The sequence below is a fragment of the Verrucomicrobiota bacterium genome, assembly GCA_019247695.1.
In the GTDB taxonomy this organism is placed as follows: domain Bacteria; phylum Verrucomicrobiota; class Verrucomicrobiia; order Chthoniobacterales; family JAFAMB01; genus JAFBAP01.
Genome location: JAFBAP010000004.1, coordinates 1 through 20,346, shown reverse-complemented (window position 1 = coordinate 20,346; position 20,346 = coordinate 1). Strand labels below are relative to the sequence as shown.

The 20,346-nt window shown below is 62.4% G+C and carries 18 protein-coding genes; 14 read left to right on the top strand and 4 right to left on the bottom strand.

Annotated elements, in window-relative coordinates; genetic code table 11:
• Positions 1-389: 389 nt before the first annotated feature.
• The 5 genes from JO015_00505 to JO015_00485 all read left to right on the top strand — a co-directional run bounded on the left by JO015_00505 (position 390) and on the right by JO015_00485 (position 8,114).
• Positions 390-1,496 carry an LptF/LptG family permease gene (locus tag JO015_00505; protein MBV9997572.1) on the top strand — a complete coding sequence of 369 codons (1,107 nt, stop codon included), beginning with the start codon at positions 390-392 and terminating at the stop codon, positions 1,494-1,496.
• Between the two features lie 486 nt (positions 1,497-1,982).
• Entirely contained in the window at positions 1,983-2,369 is a 387-nt protein-coding gene (locus JO015_00500; protein MBV9997571.1) for a response regulator, read from the top strand.
• Between the two features lie 125 nt (positions 2,370-2,494).
• A complete protein-coding gene (locus JO015_00495) occupies positions 2,495-5,005 on the top strand; it encodes a response regulator (GenBank protein MBV9997570.1) in 2,511 nt (836 codons plus the stop codon).
• Positions 5,006-5,020: 15 nt separating this feature from the next.
• Positions 5,021-5,296 carry a hypothetical protein gene (locus JO015_00490; GenBank protein MBV9997569.1) on the top strand — a complete coding sequence of 92 codons (276 nt, stop codon included), beginning with the start codon at positions 5,021-5,023 and terminating at the stop codon, positions 5,294-5,296.
• The gene (locus JO015_00485) at positions 5,271-8,114 is read left to right on the top strand and encodes a PAS domain S-box protein (GenBank protein MBV9997568.1); all 2,844 of its coding nucleotides are present in this window, start codon (positions 5,271-5,273) and stop codon (positions 8,112-8,114) included. The genes JO015_00490 and JO015_00485 overlap by 26 nt, the downstream gene beginning before the upstream one ends.
• A 382-nt stretch (positions 8,115-8,496) precedes the next feature.
• On the opposite strand, the gene JO015_00480 is transcribed toward JO015_00485, so the two are convergent.
• On the bottom strand, positions 8,497-9,498 hold the full coding sequence (locus tag JO015_00480) for an agmatine deiminase family protein (GenBank protein ID MBV9997567.1): 1,002 nt from the start codon (positions 9,496-9,498) through the stop codon (positions 8,497-8,499).
• A gap of 155 nt (positions 9,499-9,653) precedes the next feature.
• Positions 9,654-10,526 (bottom strand): carbon-nitrogen hydrolase, encoded by an 873-nt coding sequence (locus tag JO015_00475; GenBank protein ID MBV9997566.1) that lies wholly within the window; start codon positions 10,524-10,526, stop codon positions 9,654-9,656.
• 129 nt (positions 10,527-10,655) lie between these two features.
• Here JO015_00475 and JO015_00470 point away from each other — a divergent pair, with 129 nt between their 5' ends.
• Together JO015_00470 and queA are read left to right on the top strand one after the other, a co-directional pair.
• Positions 10,656-11,213 (top strand): peptidylprolyl isomerase, encoded by a 558-nt coding sequence (locus JO015_00470; protein ID MBV9997565.1) that lies wholly within the window; start codon positions 10,656-10,658, stop codon positions 11,211-11,213.
• Positions 11,214-11,270: 57 nt separating this feature from the next.
• Positions 11,271-12,251, top strand: a complete 981-nt coding sequence (queA, locus tag JO015_00465) for a tRNA preQ1(34) S-adenosylmethionine ribosyltransferase-isomerase QueA (protein MBV9997564.1) — start codon at positions 11,271-11,273, stop codon at positions 12,249-12,251.
• 513 nt (positions 12,252-12,764) lie between these two features.
• Here queA and JO015_00460 read toward each other — a convergent pair.
• Entirely contained in the window at positions 12,765-13,241 is a 477-nt protein-coding gene (locus JO015_00460) for a nucleoside deaminase (protein MBV9997563.1), read from the bottom strand.
• 29 nt (positions 13,242-13,270) lie between these two features.
• On the opposite strand from JO015_00460, the gene rpe reads away from it, so the two are divergent.
• The 3 genes from rpe (at position 13,271) to JO015_00445 (ending at position 14,905) form a co-directional block, all read left to right on the top strand.
• The gene (gene rpe / locus JO015_00455; GenBank protein ID MBV9997562.1) at positions 13,271-13,924 is read left to right on the top strand and encodes a ribulose-phosphate 3-epimerase; all 654 of its coding nucleotides are present in this window, start codon (positions 13,271-13,273) and stop codon (positions 13,922-13,924) included.
• Between the two features lie 84 nt (positions 13,925-14,008).
• Positions 14,009-14,431 carry a hypothetical protein gene (locus tag JO015_00450; protein MBV9997561.1) on the top strand — a complete coding sequence of 141 codons (423 nt, stop codon included), beginning with the start codon at positions 14,009-14,011 and terminating at the stop codon, positions 14,429-14,431.
• Between the two features lie 21 nt (positions 14,432-14,452).
• Positions 14,453-14,905 (top strand): hypothetical protein, encoded by a 453-nt coding sequence (locus JO015_00445; protein ID MBV9997560.1) that lies wholly within the window; start codon positions 14,453-14,455, stop codon positions 14,903-14,905.
• A 128-nt stretch (positions 14,906-15,033) separates the two neighbouring features.
• Here JO015_00445 and JO015_00440 read toward each other — a convergent pair whose 3' ends face one another.
• The gene (locus JO015_00440) at positions 15,034-16,152 is read right to left on the bottom strand and encodes an aminopeptidase (protein MBV9997559.1); all 1,119 of its coding nucleotides are present in this window, start codon (positions 16,150-16,152) and stop codon (positions 15,034-15,036) included.
• A 108-nt stretch (positions 16,153-16,260) separates the two neighbouring features.
• On the opposite strand from JO015_00440, the gene rfaE2 reads away from it, so the two are divergent.
• The 4 genes from rfaE2 to acs all read left to right on the top strand — a co-directional run bounded on the left by rfaE2 (position 16,261) and on the right by acs (position 20,154).
• Positions 16,261-16,695, top strand: coding sequence for a D-glycero-beta-D-manno-heptose 1-phosphate adenylyltransferase (rfaE2, locus tag JO015_00435; GenBank protein MBV9997558.1), 435 nt, complete (start codon positions 16,261-16,263; stop codon positions 16,693-16,695).
• On the top strand, positions 16,692-17,276 hold the full coding sequence (locus JO015_00430; protein ID MBV9997557.1) for a phosphoribosylglycinamide formyltransferase: 585 nt from the start codon (positions 16,692-16,694) through the stop codon (positions 17,274-17,276). The genes rfaE2 and JO015_00430 overlap by 4 nt, the downstream gene beginning before the upstream one ends.
• Before the next feature lie 424 nt (positions 17,277-17,700).
• On the top strand, positions 17,701-18,039 hold the full coding sequence (locus tag JO015_00425) for a P-II family nitrogen regulator (GenBank protein ID MBV9997556.1): 339 nt from the start codon (positions 17,701-17,703) through the stop codon (positions 18,037-18,039).
• Positions 18,040-18,198: 159 nt separating this feature from the next.
• A complete protein-coding gene (acs, locus tag JO015_00420; GenBank protein MBV9997555.1) occupies positions 18,199-20,154 on the top strand; it encodes an acetate--CoA ligase in 1,956 nt (651 codons plus the stop codon).
• The last annotated feature ends 192 nt before the right edge of the window (positions 20,155-20,346 follow it).

The window sequence follows — 20,346 nt, the reverse complement described above, 5'->3', positions numbered from 1 at the left end:
CGAACGAGTTCGGAGTTCGGAGTTCGGAGTTCGGAGTTCGGAGTTCGGAGTTCGGAGTTCGGAGTTCGGAGTTCGGAGTTCGGAGTTCGGAGTTCGGAGCGGCATCATGGGGGCGAGTTGCCGGTGTCAAGCTCCGGTTTCGTGGATCTTTTTCTGCGTTCTTCTGCGTGTTCTGCGGATGATTCGGTCTTCCCACCGCGTGAACGTGACCCTCGGGGGAGATCGGCCCCGGTTCTACGACGCCTCCGAGCTCCGAACCCCGAACTCCGAACTCCAAACTCTTTCCCCCCTCTTCCCGCCGTGTTCGCTGTGGTCCGCCGTGTTCGCCGTGTGAACTCTTACGTTGTGCCCGCCAAATCGTTGTGCCCGCCGTGTGACCGTGTGACGCCATGAAAATTCTCGATCGTTACTTAACCGGACAGGTTGTCGGTTCGGTCATCTGGTCGGTGAGCGTGATCAGCCTGATGCTCGTTCTCGGCAACGCGATGCGCGAGCTGCTCACCGTCCTGATGAGCCACCAATTGCCCCTGAGTTATGTCTTGAGCATTTTCGGCTACCTGCTGCCCTTCTCCATGATTTACTCGATCCCTTGGGGCATTCTGGTGGCGGTGCTGCTCGTTTTCGGTAAGCTATCCTCGGATAACGAGCTCGTTGCACTGCGGGCCAACGGCATCGGTATCCTGCGCATCTGCGCCCCGGTTTTCGTCATCGCCCTGATCTTTTTCGGGATCTGCCTGTGGATCAATCTCTACATGGCGCCGATTGCCCAGGTGCAGCTTAAATCAGCCGTCTTCAAACTGGCCTCCCAGGACCCACTGGCGCTGTTCGGAAGCGACGAAGTGATCGATCAGTTTCCGAATCGCCGGATCTATGTCGGCCGTAAGAACGGTTCTACCCTCGAAGACCTGCATATCTTTGAGCTGAACGCGCAACAGATGCCGATGCGGGTTGTGTATGCCCGGCGGGGGCAGTTGGAAGTCGATAAGGAGAACGAGCGCATTCTTTTGCACATCTACGATGCGCGGTATGAAGAGCGGGATAACGCCGCGCCTGATGACCTGAAGCGGATGCGCTACGGGATCACCCTGCGCGAGGGCGTCATGCCGATCTCGCTGCAGGATTTGATTCAAAAGGCGACCAGTAACCAGCGGCCCAACCAGCTCACGCTCGGCCAGCTTCGGGATGCGATTGAGCAACAAACCGGGAAGGCCGGGGTCGGGTTAAGGACGGAAATGAGCAAGCGGTTCTCGAATTCAATGGCCGTCATCACGTTCATCCTGGTCGGCATTCCCCTGGCCATTACCGCCCAACGGCGCGAAACCTCCGTTGGAATCGCGATGAGCCTGATAGTCGCGTTTACCTACTTCATTTTCATTGTCATCACCGACAACGTAAAGAATAATCCGCACCTGCATCCGGAGATTCTCATCTGGTTTCCTAACTTCCTCTACCTGGCGCTCGGCGGGGTCTTGTTCTACCGTTTGGCTAACAGGTGAATTCGGCGTTCGGAGCTGCGACCGTCGTCTCACCGGTTTGCGCGGACGGACGTGCAGCACGCCGGTTCCCGACCGGACCCTGAAAAAGGGTCAACAAACCTGCGGCACGATCCTGGTCGATCCTGGTCGACTTGGAAGCGCGGGCGCAAGCAATTGCCGCTCGCGGCGGCCGAGCGACGGGAAGACGTCTTTACGCTGCTCATTTTATTGTAATTATTAATTGACGTGAGCTGTGCTCGCTAATATTGGAATTCTACAAAGGAGCGGAGGGTTCGGGCGCGGTTTAGGGCTTGGTGGCTCCCCTGCGGACAACCCGCGACGAAGGCGGGCCAAACGGCGTTATCAAATGGATGTGCGAGAGGATTTAGGCGCGATGACCCTCGGGTTCTCACCCCCCTTTGCCGATGAACGGCCCGGCGACCGGTTGCGGGTGGCCGGCGGCTTCGTACCCTCGCCCCCGGTCGCACGGTGGGAAGGCACGGCCGGATGAACGCGACCATCCTCATCGTCGATGATCACCCGATCAACCTCAAGCTCGCCCGCGGGGTGCTGGAGTTTGCAGGCCACCAGGTGCTGCAAGCTGCCGATGCCGAGCAGGCCCGAGCGATTCTGGCCGCGGGTATCCGGCCTGACTTGATTCTCATGGATGTGGCACTGCCGGGCATGGACGGCCTGACGCTGGCGCGCTGCCTTAAAGGCGACTCGGCCACCCAGGCCATCCCTATCGTGGCTATGACGGCTTTCGCCATGAAAGGCGACGAGCAAAAAGCGCTGGCGGCCGGTTGCGACGCCTACCTGACTAAGCCCATCGACACGCGCCAGCTGCCCCACCGAGTCGCCGGCTGGCTGAAGCCCTACCCATTGAAAGGCTAGAAAGGCTAACGACGCCCAAACCCGCCCATGACCATCTGCGCCTACATCGTTAAGCCCATCCACACGCGCCAATTGCCCGAGGCCGTGGCCGCCATGACCAGGATGGAACGCCCGCCCGACGCCCGATGAACGTGCTGGTCGTCGACGACAACGCTACCGACCGCAAGCTGTTGCGCGCGGTCTTGGAACCCGAAGGCTACCGGGTGATCGAAGCCCCAGACGGACGCGCGGCGCTCGAGATGCTGGAGCGCCAGCCCGCCGACGCCATCTTTTGTGACCTCCTGATGCCCAACGTCGACGGTTACCGGCTCTGCCGCGAAATCCGCCAGGACGAGCGCTGGCGCCATGTGGCTTTGCTGATCTACACCGCCACTTATACCTCACCGGGCGACGAAAAGCTGGCTTTTGAGCTGGGGGCGGACGCTTACCTGCGTAAGCCCGCGTCGGCCGCGGCCCTCTTGGACGCCCTGCATGCGGCCCTGCAGCAAACGGGACGGAGCCGGCCCCAGGTGGCGCACACTGAATTCGACGTCTTGAGCGAGTACAGCCAACGGTTGGTGGACAACTTGGGAGAGAAAACCTTTGAGCTGGAGCAAAAAAACCTCAAGCTGGAACAGAAAAACCTCGAGTTGGAACAGAAAAGCCGCCTGGCGGAACTGGTGGCTGAGGTGGGCGTGGCCTTGACGCGCCGGGAGGCGTTGCGCGACGTCCTCCAGATGTGCGCCCGTGCGGTGTACCGCCGTCTGAGGGTGGCGCAGGTGGGTGTGTGGACCCTGAATGAGGCCGACCAGGGTTTGGAGCTGCAGGCCGGGGTTGGCATCGATGGCGGGGGAGCCGGGCCGGCGGAGCGGCTCGCGGTCGGTCAAGGGTTGGTGGGGGCCGTCGCCGAGGCCCGGCGATCCTGGCTGGCCCACGCTGCCTTGGACGCCAAGTCGCGCGGGCCGGAATCCGCCGGGAGGCAGAGCGACGTCGCGGCGGCGTTTGCGGGCTACCCGTTGGTCGCCGGCGAGCAACTCGTGGGCGTGCTGGCGCTCTGGAGCGCTCAGGAGCTGCCGCCAGCGGTCCATGGAGCGCTGATGGCGCTGGCCGACTCGCTGGCCCTGGGCATCCAAAACCGTTGGATCGAGCAAGGGTTGCGCGAAAGCGAGGAGCGCTTCCGCCAGTTGGCCAACAACATCAACAACGCCTTTTGGATGACCGACCCGGCCACCAAGCGGCTGCTTTACGTCAGCCCCGCTTATGAGGCGATCTGGGGCCGCGCGCGGGCCAACTTCTACGCGGCCCCCCAAAGCCGGCTGGAGGCTGTTCACCCGGAAGACCGCGAGCGGGTGCGCCGATTGGAGAGCACCTACGATGAAGAGTACCGCATCGTGCGCCCGGACGGCACCGTCCGCTGGGTTCGCGACCGGGCCTTCCCGGTGCGCGACGCCGCCGGCCGGCTGATCCGCATCGCCGGGGTGGCCGAGGACGTCACCGGACGGCGTGAGTTGGAATTGCAGCTGCGCCACGCCCAAACGCTGGAAGCTGTCGGCCGGCTGGCGGGTGGGGTGGCCCACTATTTCAATAACCTGCTCCTGGTGATCTTGGGCCAAAGCGAAATGTTGGCCATGAACTCCGCCCCTGAGGACCCCCGGCAGGGCTCCCTCGCCGAGATCGGCTGGGCAGCCGAACGGGCCGCTGCGCTCACCCGCCAACTGCTGGCCTTCAGCCGCCACCAGGTCGTGGAACCCACGGTCCTGGACCTGAACGGCCTGGTCACCCAGCTCGAAACGTTGCTGCGCCTGCTGGTCGGCGAAGACGTGCACTTGCAGACGGCCTTGCAGCCCGGTCTTAGCTGCGTGCGGGCCGATCCAGGCCAACTGGAGCAGGTGATCATGAACCTGGCCGTCAACGCCCGCGACGCCATGTCCCACGGGGGGTACTTCACAATCGAGACGCGCGAGATCGAATTGGAAGCCGGCGACGCCAAAGCCTACCCCGAGCTCTCGCCGGGTCGTTATGTCCTGCTGGCCGTGACCGACACTGGCTGCGGCATGAGCCCGGAGGTGCAGGCGCGCATCTTCGAACCCTTTTTCACGACCAAGCCCGTGGGCCAGGGCACCGGCCTGGGCCTGTCGGTGGTACACGGCGTCGTCCAACAGAGCGGGGGTTACGTGGCTGTCTCCAGCCTACCGGGCGTAGGCACGACCTTTAGAATCCACTTGCCGGCGCTGGAGGGAGCCCCTGCCGAACCGGTCCCAAGCGGCCCCGCCGCACCGCCGCCCGGCGGCAGCGAGACTATCCTGTTGGTCGAAGATGAAGGCCCGGTGCGGACTACGACCGCCTTGATGCTGCGGAGCCTGGGCTATGCGGTGCTGGAAGCGTCCGACGCCGAGCCGGCGTTGCACCTGGCGGAGGCCGGCCCGCGCCCCATCGACTTGTTGCTGACCGACACGGCTATGCCGGGCCGGGGCGGCCGCGAGCTGGCCGATGAGCTCCGCCAACGCTGCCCCGGCTTGAAGGTGCTTTTTCAGAGCGGCTGCGGGGACGAGGTGGTGAACCGTCACGGCGGTGTGGCCGGAGAGACCTTCCTGCAAAAGCCATTCCGGCTCGAAGCGCTGGCCCAAAAAGTTCGCGAGGGACTTGACCAGCCCTAAAGGGGGTCTGCGGCCATGAACGTTCCTTTTGGGCACCGAAACACCGAAGGCGAACGCCTGGCCGGGCGTCGAGAGCCGGGCGGCCGCGCAACCCTGACCAAACGGCTGGCGGAGCTGCAGGGCGGCTACATCGACGTCGAGGGCAAGTACGGCCGGGGCAGCACCTTTCGGTGCGGCTGCCAAGGACGCTTCCCCATCCAGCTCCGCAAGAATCCCCGTCGTCACGTCCGCGCCTGCGTCACCCTGAGAGGCGGTGAGTCGGTCCATGGCCTTGCGAGCGCGACGATCTGAAGGCGCGCCCTCCGCGCCGGCTGAACGGCCAAGATCGACCGGATGGCCAAAGGCGGCCGCTTGCCTGGTGGTCCTCACGGCCGTTCTGGTGCTGGTGGGCTGGGCGCTGGATGTTACGGCCCTCAAAAGCGTCGCGCCGGGTTGGGCGCCGATGAGGCCCAGCACGGCGCTGTGTTTCATCCTGCTGGGCAGCGCCCTTTGGTTACTCCATGCGCCTTCGGGTCCCTCCGAGACGCCGGGCGCGTTGCGCAAGGTTTTGGGGCAGGCCTGCGCCGGGTTGGCGATGTTGGTGGGCGCGGTGAGCTTGGGCGAGCACCTGTTCCGGTTTGATATCGGCATCGACGACCTGTTCTTACCCGAGGCGGTCCGGGCCGGCGGCGGCCCCTTCCCGGCCCGCATGGCGCCCGTGAGCGCCGCCGAATCCATCCTCATGGGCTTGGCGCTGTTGCGAATGAAGGCCGAGTCGCACGGCAAAGGGGTGGCTTCTCAGCACCTGGCTCTGGCCGGGGTGTTTATCGGCTGCCTTGTTCTCCTCGGCTACGCCTACGGCGCGCCAGCGCTGTACCGGATCGCGCCCTTTTCGGCGGTTGCATTGCACACGGCGCTCTTGTTCGTCCTGCTGGGGGTGGCCGTGCTCGGCATTCGACCCGAGCAGGGCTTGATGGCTCCCTTCACGGGTCACACGCTCGGAGGCCATATGGCCCGGCGCATGCTTCCGGTGGCGTTGAGCCTACCATTTCTGCTGGGCTGGCTGCGGCTCCAGGGCGAACGCGCGGGCTGGTACGGCGCTGAGTTTGGGCTGGCCGTCTTCGCCGCCTCCAATGCCCTGGCGTTTGCCGCCCTGGTCTGGCTGGGCGCTCGCTCGCTCAACACGGCCGAGGCGCAACGGCAGCAGGCCAATGAACGGTTGCGCCAAAGTGAAGAACGGCTGCGGCTGGCGATGGCCGGCGCCCGCCTGGGCCCGTGGCACTGGGACTTGGGCAGCGGCGAGTTGGTCTGGTCAGAGCAGTGCCTGGCCCTCTTTGGCGTGACGCCTCGCACGGCCGTGACGTACGACACATTCGTGGCCGCGCTCCACCCCGAGGATCGGGCGGGGGTGGACGCCGCAGTACGCCACGCGTTGGACGGGCGCACCAATTACGACGTGGAGTACCGCATCGTGTGGCCCGACGGCACCGTGCACTGGCTGAACGCCAAGGGGCGCGGCTATTACGATGCGGCCGGCCGGCCCTTGCGCATGGAGGGGGTGGTGCTTGACATCTCCGAGCGCAAGCAGGCTGAGGAGATACGGGCCCGGCTCGCCGCTATCGTGGAAGGCTCTGAGGACGCCATCATCGGCAAAACCCTCGAGAGCACCATCACCAGTTGGAACCGGGGCGCCGAGCGCCTGTTTGGCTACGCGGCCAAGGAGGCGGTTGGTCAAGCCATTTGGGTAGTGATCCCTCCTGAGCGGCTCGACGAAGAAGCCCGGCTGCTGGCGCGGCTTCGACGCGGCGAACACGTGCGCCACTACGAAACGGTGCGCCGGCACAAGAATGGCCGTGTGGTCGACGTCTCGCTGACCATGTCGCCCATCGCCGATGGGGCCGGCCGGATCGCCGGGGCCGCCACCATCGCCCGCGACATCACCGAGCGTAAACGGGCCGAACAAGCCTTGCGCGAGTCGAACCGCTTCAACGAACAGATCATCCAGGGAGCCCAGGAAGGCATCATCGTGCTGGATCGCGAGCTGCGCTACCTGGTGTGGAATCCCTACATGGAGAGGGTGAGCGGGGCAAAGGCGGGTGACGTGATCGGCCGGCACGCGCTGGAGGTGTTCCCCCACCTCGAAGCGCTGGGGCTTTATGCGCACCTGGAGCGAGCCTTGGCCGGCGAATACTTGAAAAGCCCGGATACGCTGATGCCCCTGCCTCACCGGGGCAGGCCCGTGTGGATCGCGGCCGAGGAAGGGCCCCTCTACTCGGCCACGGGGGTGGTCACCGGCGTCATCGTCACCATCCACGAGATCACCGAGCGCAAGGAGGCCGAAGCAGAACTCAAGGCGCTCAACGAAACCTTGGAACGTCGCGTGCGCGAACGCACGGCCGAGGCGGTGCAGGCCAATCGCCGTAAGAGCGAGTTTTTGGCCCACATGTCCCACGAGCTGCGCACGCCCCTTAACGCCATCATCGGCTTTTCGGAAGTACTGGCCGACGAGAAGGCCGGACCGTTGAACGCCAAGCAGAAAGACTATTTGGGCGATGTGCTCAGTAGCGGCCGTCACCTGCTGCGGCTCATCAACGACGTGCTGGATATGGCCAAGGTCGAAGCCGGCAAAATGGAGCTGCGGCTGGAGACCTTCCCGTTGGCCAAAGCCCTTGGGGAGGTCTGCGCGGTGGTCAAAGCCATCGCTGACCAAAAAGGAGTGACCCTGACGTGGGCGGTCGCGCCGGAGTTGGGAGCCGTCGCGCTGGACGGGCAAAAGCTCAAGCAAATCTGCTACAACCTGCTGTCGAATGCGGTGAAATTCACCGACTCGCCCGGCCGGGTGGAACTGACGGCTGCGCCGCAGGATGAGTGCCGCTTCGAGTTGCAGGTCAAAGACACCGGCCGGGGCATCAAACCGGAGGACCTGCCACGGCTTTTCTCGACCTTTGAACAACTGGAACCCAGCGCGTCGCACCGGTTTGAGGGCACCGGCCTGGGTTTGGCGCTGACCAAACGGCTGGTGGAGTTGCAGGGCGGCTCCATCACGGTGGAAAGCCGGTACGGACAGGGCAGCACCTTTGCGGTGGTCCTGCCAAGGCGCCTTGTGCCGGAAGACGGCCGTGAGGGGTAGGAGGCGCGGCACAACGTAAGAGTTCACACGGCGAGCCACGGCGAACACGGCGGGAAGAGGGGGAAAGAGTTCGGAGCTCGGAGTTCGGAGTTCGGAGGCGTCGTAGAACCGGGTCCGATCTCCCTGAAGGGTCAGGCTCACCCGGCGGGAAGACGGAATCATCCGCAGAACACGCAGTAGAACGCAGAAAAAGAACCCGAAACGCGGGACTTGACACCGGCAGGCGGCGCCCATGATGCCACTCCGAACTCCGAACTCCGAACTCCGAACTCCGAACTCCGAACTCTTCCTCTTCCCGCCGTGTTCGCCGTGGCTCGCCGTGTTCGCCGTGTGAACTCTTACGTTGTGCCCGCCCAACCCGCCGTGTGACCGAGCTCTACCTCTACTCCGGTTGCTGCTGGGTCAGGCAATGGAATGCGCCCAGACCCCAGACGAGTTCGCGGCAATCGATCAGCATTATCCGCCGGCGCGGAAAACAGCGTTGCAGGATCTCTGCTGCGACGTGATCCGAGCCGCCGCCGAAAGCCGGCACAAGCACAACGCGGTTGGCGATGTAGAAATTCAGGTGACTTGCAGGTAGGCGCATCCCTTGTTTCTCGACGCGCGGCGGCATCGGGACCTCAATGACGTGCAGCGGGCTGCCGTCTTCGGCCGTAAACGTCCGGAGCGCGTCCAGGTTTTGCCGGAGGGGCTCGTGGTTGGGATCGTGCCGGTCCGGTTCAACCGCCGTCACGACCACGTTTCGGGCCACGAATCTCGTGATGTCATCGATGTGCCCGTCGGTGTCGTCTCCGTCGATGCCGTCTCCCAGCCACAGGAAGTGCCGCACGCCCAGGTAATCGCTTAGCGCCTGTTCAATTTCAGTTTTGTTCCGGGCCGGATTCCGGTTCGGATTAAGCAGGCAGGCCCGGGTAGTTAGAATCGATCCGGACCCATTCAGGTCGATCGAACCGCCCTCCATGACCAACCCCGGCGAAAACACCTCAAGGCCAAGTTGTTCGGCGATGCGAACCGGCACGACTTCATCCAGATCGTAAGGTGGATATTTCCCGCCCCACGCGTTGTAATTCCAATCGACGATCGCCACGGAGCGGTCCCGGTCTCTCTTGATAAACATCGGGCCATGATCCCGGCACCAGGGTTCGTTGGTTGGGATACGGAAGAAATGCACGTGCGCCAGGTCAATGCCGGCCAGGACCCTGCGTACGTCGTCCTCGTGCTGCGCATCCCGGACGTTGATGCGGACCGGCTCCGACTCGCGCAAGGCGTCCACCATCCGGCGAAATGCCGGCATCACCTCGTCGTAGGCGTCCGGAAAACTGATGCCCTCTCTGCGCGGCCAGGAAAGCCAGGTAGCGGCGTGCGGTTCCCATTCGGCAGGCATCCGGTACCCTGCCGCCGCCGGCGATCCCGGGCTGGACGGGCGAAGTGATCCGGGGAGGGCGCCCTCGCTCATACGCGCGACAGATCTAAAGGTACGTTCCCCGGACGGTTTGGCCGTCCCTGTGACCGGCAGCCATTCATTCTGCAGGGTCCGAGCTAGTCCAGGTAGCGCTGCACGAGCTGACCGTACGCGTCGATCCGGCGGTCCCGCAAAAACGGCCAGTGGGTGCGCTGTTGGTCAAGTTCCTGCAGATCAATGCCCGCAACCAACACCTCTTCCTTCTCAACGGACCCTTTCACGATGACTTCGCCTGAGGGGTCGGCGACAAAGCTTTGACCCCAGAAGTCAATGCCTTCACCCCCGTCGGGTGCTTCGTGACCTACCCGGTTGGGAACGACCACGTAACACCCATTGGCAATGGCGTGGCTTCGCTGGATGGTTTCCCACGAACGATGCTGGCGCTCGCCGAATTTCGCTTTTTCTGACGGGTGCCAGCCGATCGCCGTCGGGTAAAACAGGATCTCGGCGCCCTGCAGTGCGGTTAGTCGCGCCGCCTCCGGGTACCACTGGTCCCAGCACACGAGGACGCCGATGCGTGCGAACTTTGTCTGCCAGGACCTGAAACCCAGGTCGCCCGGAGTGAAATAGAATTTCTCATAAAACAGCGGGTCATCCGGGATGTGCATCTTCCGATACTTGCCGAGATAGGTGCCGTCTGCGTCGATGACCACGGCCGTGTTGTGGTAGAGCCCCGCCGCCCGTTTCTCGAACAGCGATCCGATGACCACTATCCCCGCCTCTTTAGCCACGGCAGCCAGGCGTTCGGTCGCGGGGCCCGGGATAGGTTCGGCAAATTTGAAGTACTTGTGGTCTTCCACCTGGCAGAAATAAACCGTGGTAAATAGTTCCTGCAGACAAACGATCTGTGCCCCGCGGGACGCCGCTTCGCGGATCTTCAGGATCGCCTTTTCCAAGTTCCGGGCGGGATCGAGAGAGCACGACATCTGAACGAGCCCGACTTTCACCATGCCCCCCTGTAGGCGTTAAATCCCCATTCCGCAAAGGCTGATTTGTAAATTTCCCGTCGGGTTTGCTGAACCGGTCGCACCAACCAAATCCCGGTTGGCAATTCCTGCCTCTGCGTCGAGGGTTCCGGCATGCTTCAGGACACCAGGATCATCCTTCATACCTCCAAAGGCGACATCCAGGCCACGTTGTACCCGGCCAAGGCTCCGGTGACGGTGGCCAACTTCCTTAATCTGGCTCACCGCAGGTTTTACGATGGCCTGACGTTTCACCGCGTCGTGCCCCGCTTTGTCATCCAAGGAGGCGATCCCCTCGGCACCGGTGCGGGCGACCCGGGCTACCGTTTCGAAAATGAAACAAACGGCGAACTCAGCCATAAGCAGGTTGGGGTTCTCGCGATGGCTAACGCGGGCCCCAACACCAACGGTTCGCAGTTTTACATCACCATCGATGCGTTGCACCCGAAACACATCGAAATGCTCGATCAGGGCTACACCATCTTTGGCGCCGTAACCGGGGGCCTTGAAGTCGCGCAGAAGATCGCTCAAGGTGACCGCATACAATCCGTCGAGATCCTCGATCCGGCCGACCCGGTTTTTGCAGATCAAGAAGGACGGCTCGCGCAGTGGAATCCGATCCTGGACAGGAAGTTCGGGCGCCGCCTTGGCCCCGCCCCGCAGAATTCGTGATGAGCGAGCCACCTGGGTTGATGGGTCGACGCGGCGCCGTCAGGGTGCCAGCCTGCCATGAGCTTACGGCTATCCGACTACGACTATGAGCTCCCGGAGGAATTGATCGCGCAGTATCCCGCCGCTCGGCGGGATGCGTCCCGGTTGCTGGTCGTTGATCGCCGTACCCGGAGTTTCGGCCATCACTCGTTTGCGGACCTATCCCGGCTGATCGATCCGGAAGACCTGCTGGTCCTTAACAACACCGCCGTCATCCCGGCACGCCTCCGATTCCCGGACCGAAACGCCGAACTGCTCCTCCTCGAACAGCAGGGCCCGACCCGCTGGCGCTGCTGGGCGCGGCCCGGGCGCTGGTTTTCTGCCGGACGCGAGTTCCGGTTGCCCGGGGTGGCGGGCCGAGTGTTGGCGGTAGAGGAGAACGGAGACCGGATCGTTGAGTTTGAGCGTCCACCCGATCTGGCGGTGGTCGGCGAGATGCCGTTGCCGCCCTACGTGCAACGGCCGCCCACTGCGGCGGACTACGAGCGGTATCAGACGGTGTACGCGGCGGAGCCCGGGGCGGTAGCGGCTCCCACAGCCGGATTGCATTTCACCCGGGAAATGCTGGCCGGCTTGCCGCACGCGTTCGTCACCCTGCACGTCGGACCGGGCACGTTCCGGCCGGTAAAGGTTGAAACCGTCACGGAACACAAAATGCACCTCGAACCCTTTCATGTGGGTGCAGAGGCGGCTGCAACGATCAACCGGGCGCGTACGGTGCTCGCGGTCGGCACTACCAGCGTCCGCGTCTTGGAAACCGTGATGGCGCGCTACGGTGAGGTCCGCGCCGGACCCGGCGGGACCGACCTGTTTATTCATCCGCCCTACCGGTTCCGCCGCGTCGACAAGCTGCTGACCAATTTTCACCTGCCGAAATCGACGTTGCTGATGCTGGTGGCCGCATTCGCGGGGCGCGACTTCATCCTGGAGGCCTATCGCGAAGCGGTGCGCGCGCGTTACCGGTTCTTTTCCTATGGAGATGCAATGTTGATTATTTAGTCTCCTTCGCCCACCGCTTCTGAGAGATGGGTGGGCGATGCCGGCTGTAGCAGCGGGATTCTCCGGCTACGCCGCAAAACTCCGCCGCATTATACCATTCGGATAATTATCCTGGTGGAATTTCGACCGGGTTTCAGCCCTGAAGGAGCGCCGGAATATAGCCCAGGGTTTACCCTGGGTAACCGTAAAATCACGATCGAGCCCTGAAGGGGCGCCAGAACCCGTCGGCAACGCTTTCTACCGCCCCTTCAGGGCGGGGTCGGAGGGAAAACGCCTTCCCAGGGTGAAACCCTGGGCTAAGTTCTCTTGGCCCTTCGGGCCGTAAGACGGTCACGGCTGTCCCCGCGCTGCCCTCAAACAATGTGGGTAAAGCTCAGGGCTTTACCCTCGGCTATGTTCTCCCGGCCCGTTAGACCCCGCCTCTTTATACGGTCTCATAGGTGTAACGCTGGCAGGGAAGGTCACCTAGGAAGGAAGACAAAAAAATTTATCTCCATGGCCGTCGAAATGATATCAGTCGCCGCGGCGCCGGGCCCGGAAAAACTCCTGCAGCAGTTCACGGCACTCCTGTTCACGGACCCCGGCCGTGATTTCGCAACGGTGATTAAGCTGGGGCATCTGCAGCAGGTTTAACAGGCCGCCCGCCGCCCCGCCTTTCGGATCGCCGCAGCCGAAAACCACGCGCCGGATGCGTGCCAGGACCAAAGCACCTGCGCACATGGGACACGGCTCCTTGGTCACGAAAAGATCGCAGTCGCTCAGCCGCCAGTCACCGATCGCGTTTTCCCCCTGGGTGATCGCGAGCATTTCCGCGTGGGCGGTGGCATCCCGCAGCATTTCGACCTGGTTCCAGGCGCGCGCGATCACATCTCCGTTCCGGACCAGCACGGCGCCGACCGGCACTTCGTCCCGTGCGGCGGCTTTCCGGGCTTGGCGCAAGGCTTCCCCCATGAAAAATGTGTCACTTGAAAAATCGAGCAATCCTTCCATCGCTGGAGGACATAATTTAGAGGAAGAACATGAATAAGAAACCTGTGATCATCGCTCCCTCGGTGCTCGCCTGCGATTTTTTGCGTGTCGGCGACGAGTGTACGCGGATCGAGCGCGCCGGCGCTGACTGGCTGCACCTGGACGTAATGGATGGGCATTTCGTCGATAACCTTTCGTTCGGCCCCGCCGTCGTGGAATCGATCGCGAGGATCGCCGAAGTCCCCCTCGACGTGCACCTGATGATCGAGCGCCCGGACCATTTCTACCCGCGGTTCACGCCGCACGTGGATAACGTCACGATCCATATCGAACCTTCCTATGATGTCGCCGCGACGCTGAAGGCCATCCGGGCGGAAGGCTGCACCGCCGGGCTGGCGATTAGCCCGCCCACCGGCTTCGATCGGATCGAACCTTACCTGGACCAGATTGACCTGTTGCTGGTCATGACCGTTAACCCGGGCTTCGGCGGCCAGGCGTTTCGGCCGGAAACGATGGCCAAGGTAGAGCGCGCCGCGCAAATCCGGTCCGAACGCAAACTCGACTTTCACATCGAGGTCGACGGCGGGATCAATCCTGAGACGGCTGCAATCGCCCAGCAGCACGGAGCCAATGTCATGGTGGCGGGAACCAACATCTTCCGTGCGACGGACCCGGTTCGGGCGATTCATTCACTGCGCGGCTAGGAGGCGCGGCCGCATCCCTCGAGTCTGCGCACAGAACGGCCGGTCTGATTTAGTTATTCATAATTTGGTTATTTACTTATGAGCATGGCCAGAGCTCTCCTGGTTTTATCCTTCTTCCTCGGCCTCTTGGGCTTGACCCGCTGGCCCGTCGCGACGGCGACCGCACGCGATTATTATTGGGGCAGCCGGGATTTCCAGCACGTGGACCGCGTCGCGATCCTGACCGGGCGGGCCATTCGCCACATTCAGGCGCGGCACTGGCCCGCCAGCGATGCACCCGGCGCCGGCAAGTTTGCCGAGGGCATCACGGTACAGGACCTTCGTGAACTGATCGATGAGGCCGTCGCGAGGGGCCGGGTCCGGGTCAATTCCCATGGGCGGCCCGGGGCGGTTTTCGAATACGATTTTGGCCGGCAGATCGGTATCGACATTCAGGGTGAACCGGCCTCGCGCCTCCGCGTGGTGGTCGCCCCGGATCACACCGTGATTACCGCGTTTCCTTTCTGACCGTTAGACGAGGCAACTACCATGCTGGACCTGAGTTACCGGCTGCTGACGCCGTACGAAGAGTTCCCGGACCCTGATGACCTGGCAAAGGCCACTGAGGTCGATTTCCGCTTCCGGGTAGCGTTAGGCGACCTGATCCTGGCCGCGCCGCCCAGCGACTTCAGCGCCCGTTGGGGATGGATACCGTTGATCGATTTCGCGGTGAGCGTGCGCGAAATCCTCAGCCACCTGAAACGGGGTGGCGCCCGTTCGCAATTTGAATTCACCGAGTCGGAAGCCACGCTCACGTTTGTGCGGCACGAAACCGGCCTCGTGATCACGGCCAGCTACGCCCCCGGCGAGATACCGATCCCGTTAAGTTCCTTTGAGGAACGGCTGCGCTGGTTTGAAGGCGGCTTGCGTGCAGACCTGGTCAAGAATCAACCGGCCCTGGAGCGCCACCCCGTGTTTAACCGGCTCCTCCCTGAGGAGTAACGGGCGTTTAGTGACGCATAACTGGTAGCGGGTGACGACCGGAACGCCATCCTGACCGGGAGCGGGCACCGCATTTCGGGGCCTTGAAAAGCCGCCCGCACCCGGTACGAGCTACTACCGCTTATCAGCTAGGCGTTACCCGTTAAGTGCTCCGGATTCAGCGCATCCGGTCCAGGGACGACGAACCGCCCATCCTTGCGCACCAGCGTATCGTCGAACCAGATTTCGCCGCCGCCGAACTCCGGCCGTTGGATGCAGACCAGGTCCCAATGCACCTGACTGCGGTTCCCGTTGTCGGCCCGCTCGTAAGCCTGGCCGGGCGTGAAATGGAAGGATCCGGAAATCTTTTCGTCGAACAGGATGTCGCGCATCGGATACAGGATGTACGGGTTGAACCCCAGGGCGAACTCACCGATGTAGCGCGCACCATCATCCGAATCGAGGATGGCGTTCAGTTTCTTGGCCTGGTTCGAAGTCGCCTCGACGATTTTACCTGCCTTGAACGTGAGCTTCACCCCGTCGAAAGCTGTGCCCTGGTAAACCGAAGGCGTATTGTACTGCAGCGTCCCTTCGACGGAATCCCTGACCGGCGCCGTGAAAACTTCGCCGTCCGGAATGTTGTGCAGTCCGCCGCAGGTAATGCTCGGAATGCCTTTGATGCTGAACCGAAGGTCCGTGCCGGCGCCCCGGATCCTGACCTCATCGGTTTGCTCCATCAGAGCCTTCAGCGCCTTCATTCCCGGCTGCATGCGCTGATAATCCAGGGTGCAGACCTGGAAATAGAAGTCTTCGAATGCCTCGGTGCTCATTTCCGCCATCTGCGCCATCGAAGGCGTCGGCCAGCGCAGGACCACCCACTTTGTCTGGTTAACCCTCCGGTCAAGCACCGGCTTCAGGAGTTTGGCGGCGAGCAGCAGCCGCTCGGTCGGCACGTCCGATTCCTCCGTAATGTTATGGCTGCCGCGCAGGGCGATGTAGGCGTCCACGTTTTCCATCCGTTTCAACTCGTAGTCCGCCAGCGCCTGGTACTGTTCGGATCGAGCCTCGAGCAGGAGTTCACGCCGGATCCGGTTGCTCTGGAGTTGGACGTGGGGGATGGCTCCCCGTTTTCGGGCCCGCCGAATCAGCGCGATCACGATTTCGGGCGGCACGTCGAATGCCTCAATCAAAACGTGCTCGTCTGGTTGCAGCGACGTCGAAAACCCGGTCAGAACTTCGGCGAGAGCATCGAATCGTGGATCGGTCATGGAACTCAAACGGTGGTTAAGAGTTAGGTTGATAAATCTGCGCCACAACCCTAATTGAAAAGCATCAAAGCGCTCCCAAAAATTATTTCCCGGGCCGAAGCCGCGTCGATTCGCGCGGCGCACGCCGGCAAAACGCTTGTCTTCACCAATGGCTGCTTCGACCTGCTTCACGTCGGGCACGTTCGATACCTGCAGGCCGCCCGCCGGCAAGGCGACGTTCTGGTGGTTGGACTTAATGGTGATGGCTCCGTCCGCCAGCTCAAAGGTCCGAAGCGCCCGCTGAATCCGGAGGCGGCCCGGGCGGAAGTGCTGGCGGCGCTCAGCGCAGTCGATCACGTGGTGATTTTCGACGAACCCAGGGTCACATCCTTGTTGGCCGAGGTACGCCCGGATATTTACGTTAAAGGGGGTGATTACACCCTGGAGACGCTGAATCGTGAAGAGGTGGCCGTCGTTCAGCGTCTCGGTGCGCGCGTCGAACTCATCCCGATGGTGCCCGGTGTTTCCACCACGGGCATCCTGCAGAAAATGAGCGGGGGATGAAAAATCCGCTGGTTTTAGGCGTCCTGGGTTCCGGCAAGGGCTCTAACTTTCGCGCCATCATGGAGCGGATCCGGGCCGGCCGGTTAAATGCGCAGGTCAGCCTTGTGATCTCCGATGTCCCGGAGGCCGGCATTCTTGCGGCAGCCCATGAATTTCGGGTGCCGGCCCTGTACGTGCCGCCGGGCAGATTCCGGACCAAACTCGAACCGGAAATTGAGGCCGTCGTGGTGCAACGGTTGCAGGGAGCCGGGGTCGAACTCGTCGTTCTCGCCGGCTTCATGCGCCTGGTTAAAGCACCCTTGCTGCGTGCCTTTCCCCGCCGGATCATCAACGTCCATCCTTCGTTGCTGCCGAAGTATCCGGGGTTGGAAGCCTGGAAGCAGGCCCTGGCCGCTGGTGAGACGTTAGCCGGTTGCACGGTTCACTACGTCGACGAGGGCATGGATACCGGAGAGATCATCGCTCAGCGGCAGGTCCCCGTGCTTCCCGGAGACACGCCGGGCAGCCTGCACGCCCGGATTCAAGCCGCGGAGCACGGCCTGTTGCCGGACGTCATCGCCGGCCTGGCCGCCGAACGTTAGAAAGTTCGGCACACCACGGGCACAGTGGGTGTGGCGTGCACAACGTAAGAGTTCACACGGCGAACACGGCGAACCACGGCGACCACGGCGGGAAGAAGGGGAAAGCCAGGCCCGCGCTTCTTCATTTGTGGCATTTTTCCGCTTGTGGCATTTGTGGCATTCTCTTCCGCTCCGAACTCCGAACTCCGAACTCTTCCCCCCTTCTTCCTCTTCCCGCCGTGTTCGCCGTGGCCCGCCGTGGTCGCCGTGTGAACTCTTACGTTGTGCACGCCACACCCGCTGCGGCCGCCGTGTGACCGAACTCCGAACTCCGAACTCCGAACTCCACCCGACACCCGACACCCGTCTTCATCCGTGGCATTCTTCCGCGCGGCGGGCTGTTCGCCTTGCCTTTTGTCAAGCGGTGTTTGAAGATGGATCAGGTATGAAGAAAATCGAGGCGATCATTAAACCTTTCAAAATGGAAGACGTGAAGGAGGCCTTGACTGAAATCGGCATCGAGGGGATGACCGTCAGCGAAGTGAAAGGGTTTGGGCGCCAGAAAGGCCATACGGAAATTTACCGGGGCAGTGAGTATACGGTCGATTTTCTTCCGAAGGTAAAGTTTGAGATCGTCGTTCCGGACGACCGCGTGGAACGGGCTGTGCACTCCATCGTCGAGGCAGCGCGAACCGGGAAGATCGGGGATGGCAAGGTGTTCGTGATTCCGATCGAGGAGGCCGTGCGTATCCGAACCGAGGAACGCGGGGAAGCCGCCCTCTGAGCCGTCTTTCTCGCTGATGAACCGGTCCAGCCGTATCCTTCGCCGGTCATCAAGTTTTGAAATAAGGCCGAACGCTCTTTTTTTTCCGGATGCCGGACGCCCTGGTGAGCGTACGTTCAACCAGCAAATCATCGGACTCTCCGATCCTTAGTTCGCCCCATGAGCAACAACATCGAATCGCACCTCGTTGAGAACCGTGTTTTCAAGCCCCACAAGGCTTTCGCGAAAACGGCCCATATCTCCAGCCTGGAAGAGTACCAGGAGCTTTATCAGAAGTCGGTCAAGAACCCCGAAAAGTTCTGGGCGCAGCAGGCGGCCGAGACGCTGGTCTGGCGTAAGAAATGGAAAACGGTGCTCGAATGGAACGAGCCCTTCGCCCAGTGGTTTGTCGGCGGCAGGCTGAACGCTTCCGAGAACTGCCTTGATCGCCACCTCACCGGTGCCCGCCGGAACAAGGCGGCCATCATCTGGGAAGGGGAGCCTGGGGAAAAACGGACCTTGACCTACCAGCAGTTGCACCGTGAGGTCTGCAAATTTGCCAACGTCCTCAAACGCCACCAAATCCAGAAAGGCGACCGCATCATCATCTACATGCCGATGTGTCCGGAAGCCGTGATTGCGATGCTGGCGTGCGCGCGGATCGGGGCCGTTCACTCCGTCATCTTCGGCGGGTTCAGCTCGGAAGCCATCAAGGATCGCATCAAAGACAGCGAGGCCCGGATGGTGATCACGGCCGACGGCGGTTACCGGCGCGGCAGCATCGTCCCGCTCAAGCGCAATGTGGACGAAGCCCTGAAGGACAACGAGCAGATCGAAAAAGTCATCGTGTTTCGTCGCGCCCACAACGAGATATCGATCAAAGAGGGACGCGACGTCTGGTGGCACCGGGAAATGGATTACGTCACGGCGGAGTGTCCGGCGGAAGAGTTGGATGCCGAGCACCCGCTCTTTATTCTTTACACCAGCGGTTCGACCGGCAAACCCAAAGGCATTCTGCACACCACCGGCGGTTACCTGCTGGGCACGGCGGTCACGACAAAATACGTCTTCGATCTGCGCGAGGAAGATATCTACTGGTGCACGGCAGACATCGGCTGGATCACCGGCCACAGCTACGTGGTTTACGGGCCGCTCTGCAACGGTGCAACCGTGCTGATGTATGAGGGCGCGCCGAATTGGCCCGAGCAGGATCGCTTTTGGAGGTTGATCGAAGAGAACGGCGTAACGATCTTCTACACTGCGCCTACCGCCATCCGCGCCTTCATCCGCTGGGGTGACGAATTTCCGAACCGGCACGACCTTTCGTCACTGCGCGTTTTGGGCACCGTGGGCGAACCGATCAACCCGGAAGCATGGATGTGGTATTACACCGTCATCGGCGGCAGCCGGTGCCCGATAGTCGATACCTGGTGGCAAACTGAGACGGGTGCGATCATGATCTCGCCGCTTCCCGGGGCAACCCCGCTCAAGCCGGGTACGGCGACGCTTCCCTTCTTCGGGGTGGATGCCGCCATCGTCGATGATCAGGGCAATGAGGTGCCGCCGAACGTCGGTGGCAAGCTCGTCATCCGTAAGCCGTGGCCTTCCATGCTGCGCACCATCTGGGGCGATAAAAAACGTTACCGCAAGCAGTACTGGAGTGAAATCAAGGGAATGTATTTCTCCGGTGACGGCGCCCGCCGCGACAACGATGGGTATTTCTGGATCGTCGGCCGCATCGACGACGTGCTCAACGTCGCCGGGCATCGTCTGGGGACTTCGGAAATCGAAAGCGCCCTGGTGAGCCATCCCGCCGTGGCCGAAGCCGCCGTCGTGGGTCGCCCGGACGAACTCAAGGGCCAGGCGGTTGTCGCGTTCGTCACTTTGAAAGAAGGCGAAACTCCGGGGCCCGAACTGGGAGAACGGCTCCGGCAACACGTCGCCAAGGGGATCGGATCGATTGCCAGGCCCGACGACGTGCGCTTTGCCGAGGGCTTGCCGAAAACGCGTAGTGGGAAGATTATGCGGCGGCTTCTCAAGGAAATCGCGAGCGGTGGCCAGATCCTCGGGGACGTGACGAGCCTGGAGGATTTCAACGTGCTCATCCGCCTCAAAGGCGAGGGGAAGGAAGAGTAACGGGTAACGGGTAACGGGTAACGGGTAACGGGTAACGGGTAGCGGGTAACGCGTTGACGGCGTTCGCGACCTTGCCTGACATGGGAAGAGCAACCTCGGCAAATGCACCCGCCACCCGCCACCCGCCACGCGTTACGCGTTACCCGTTACGCCCGCGAGCCCGGGCCGCCGTTTGTGCCAGTCGGTCGTTTG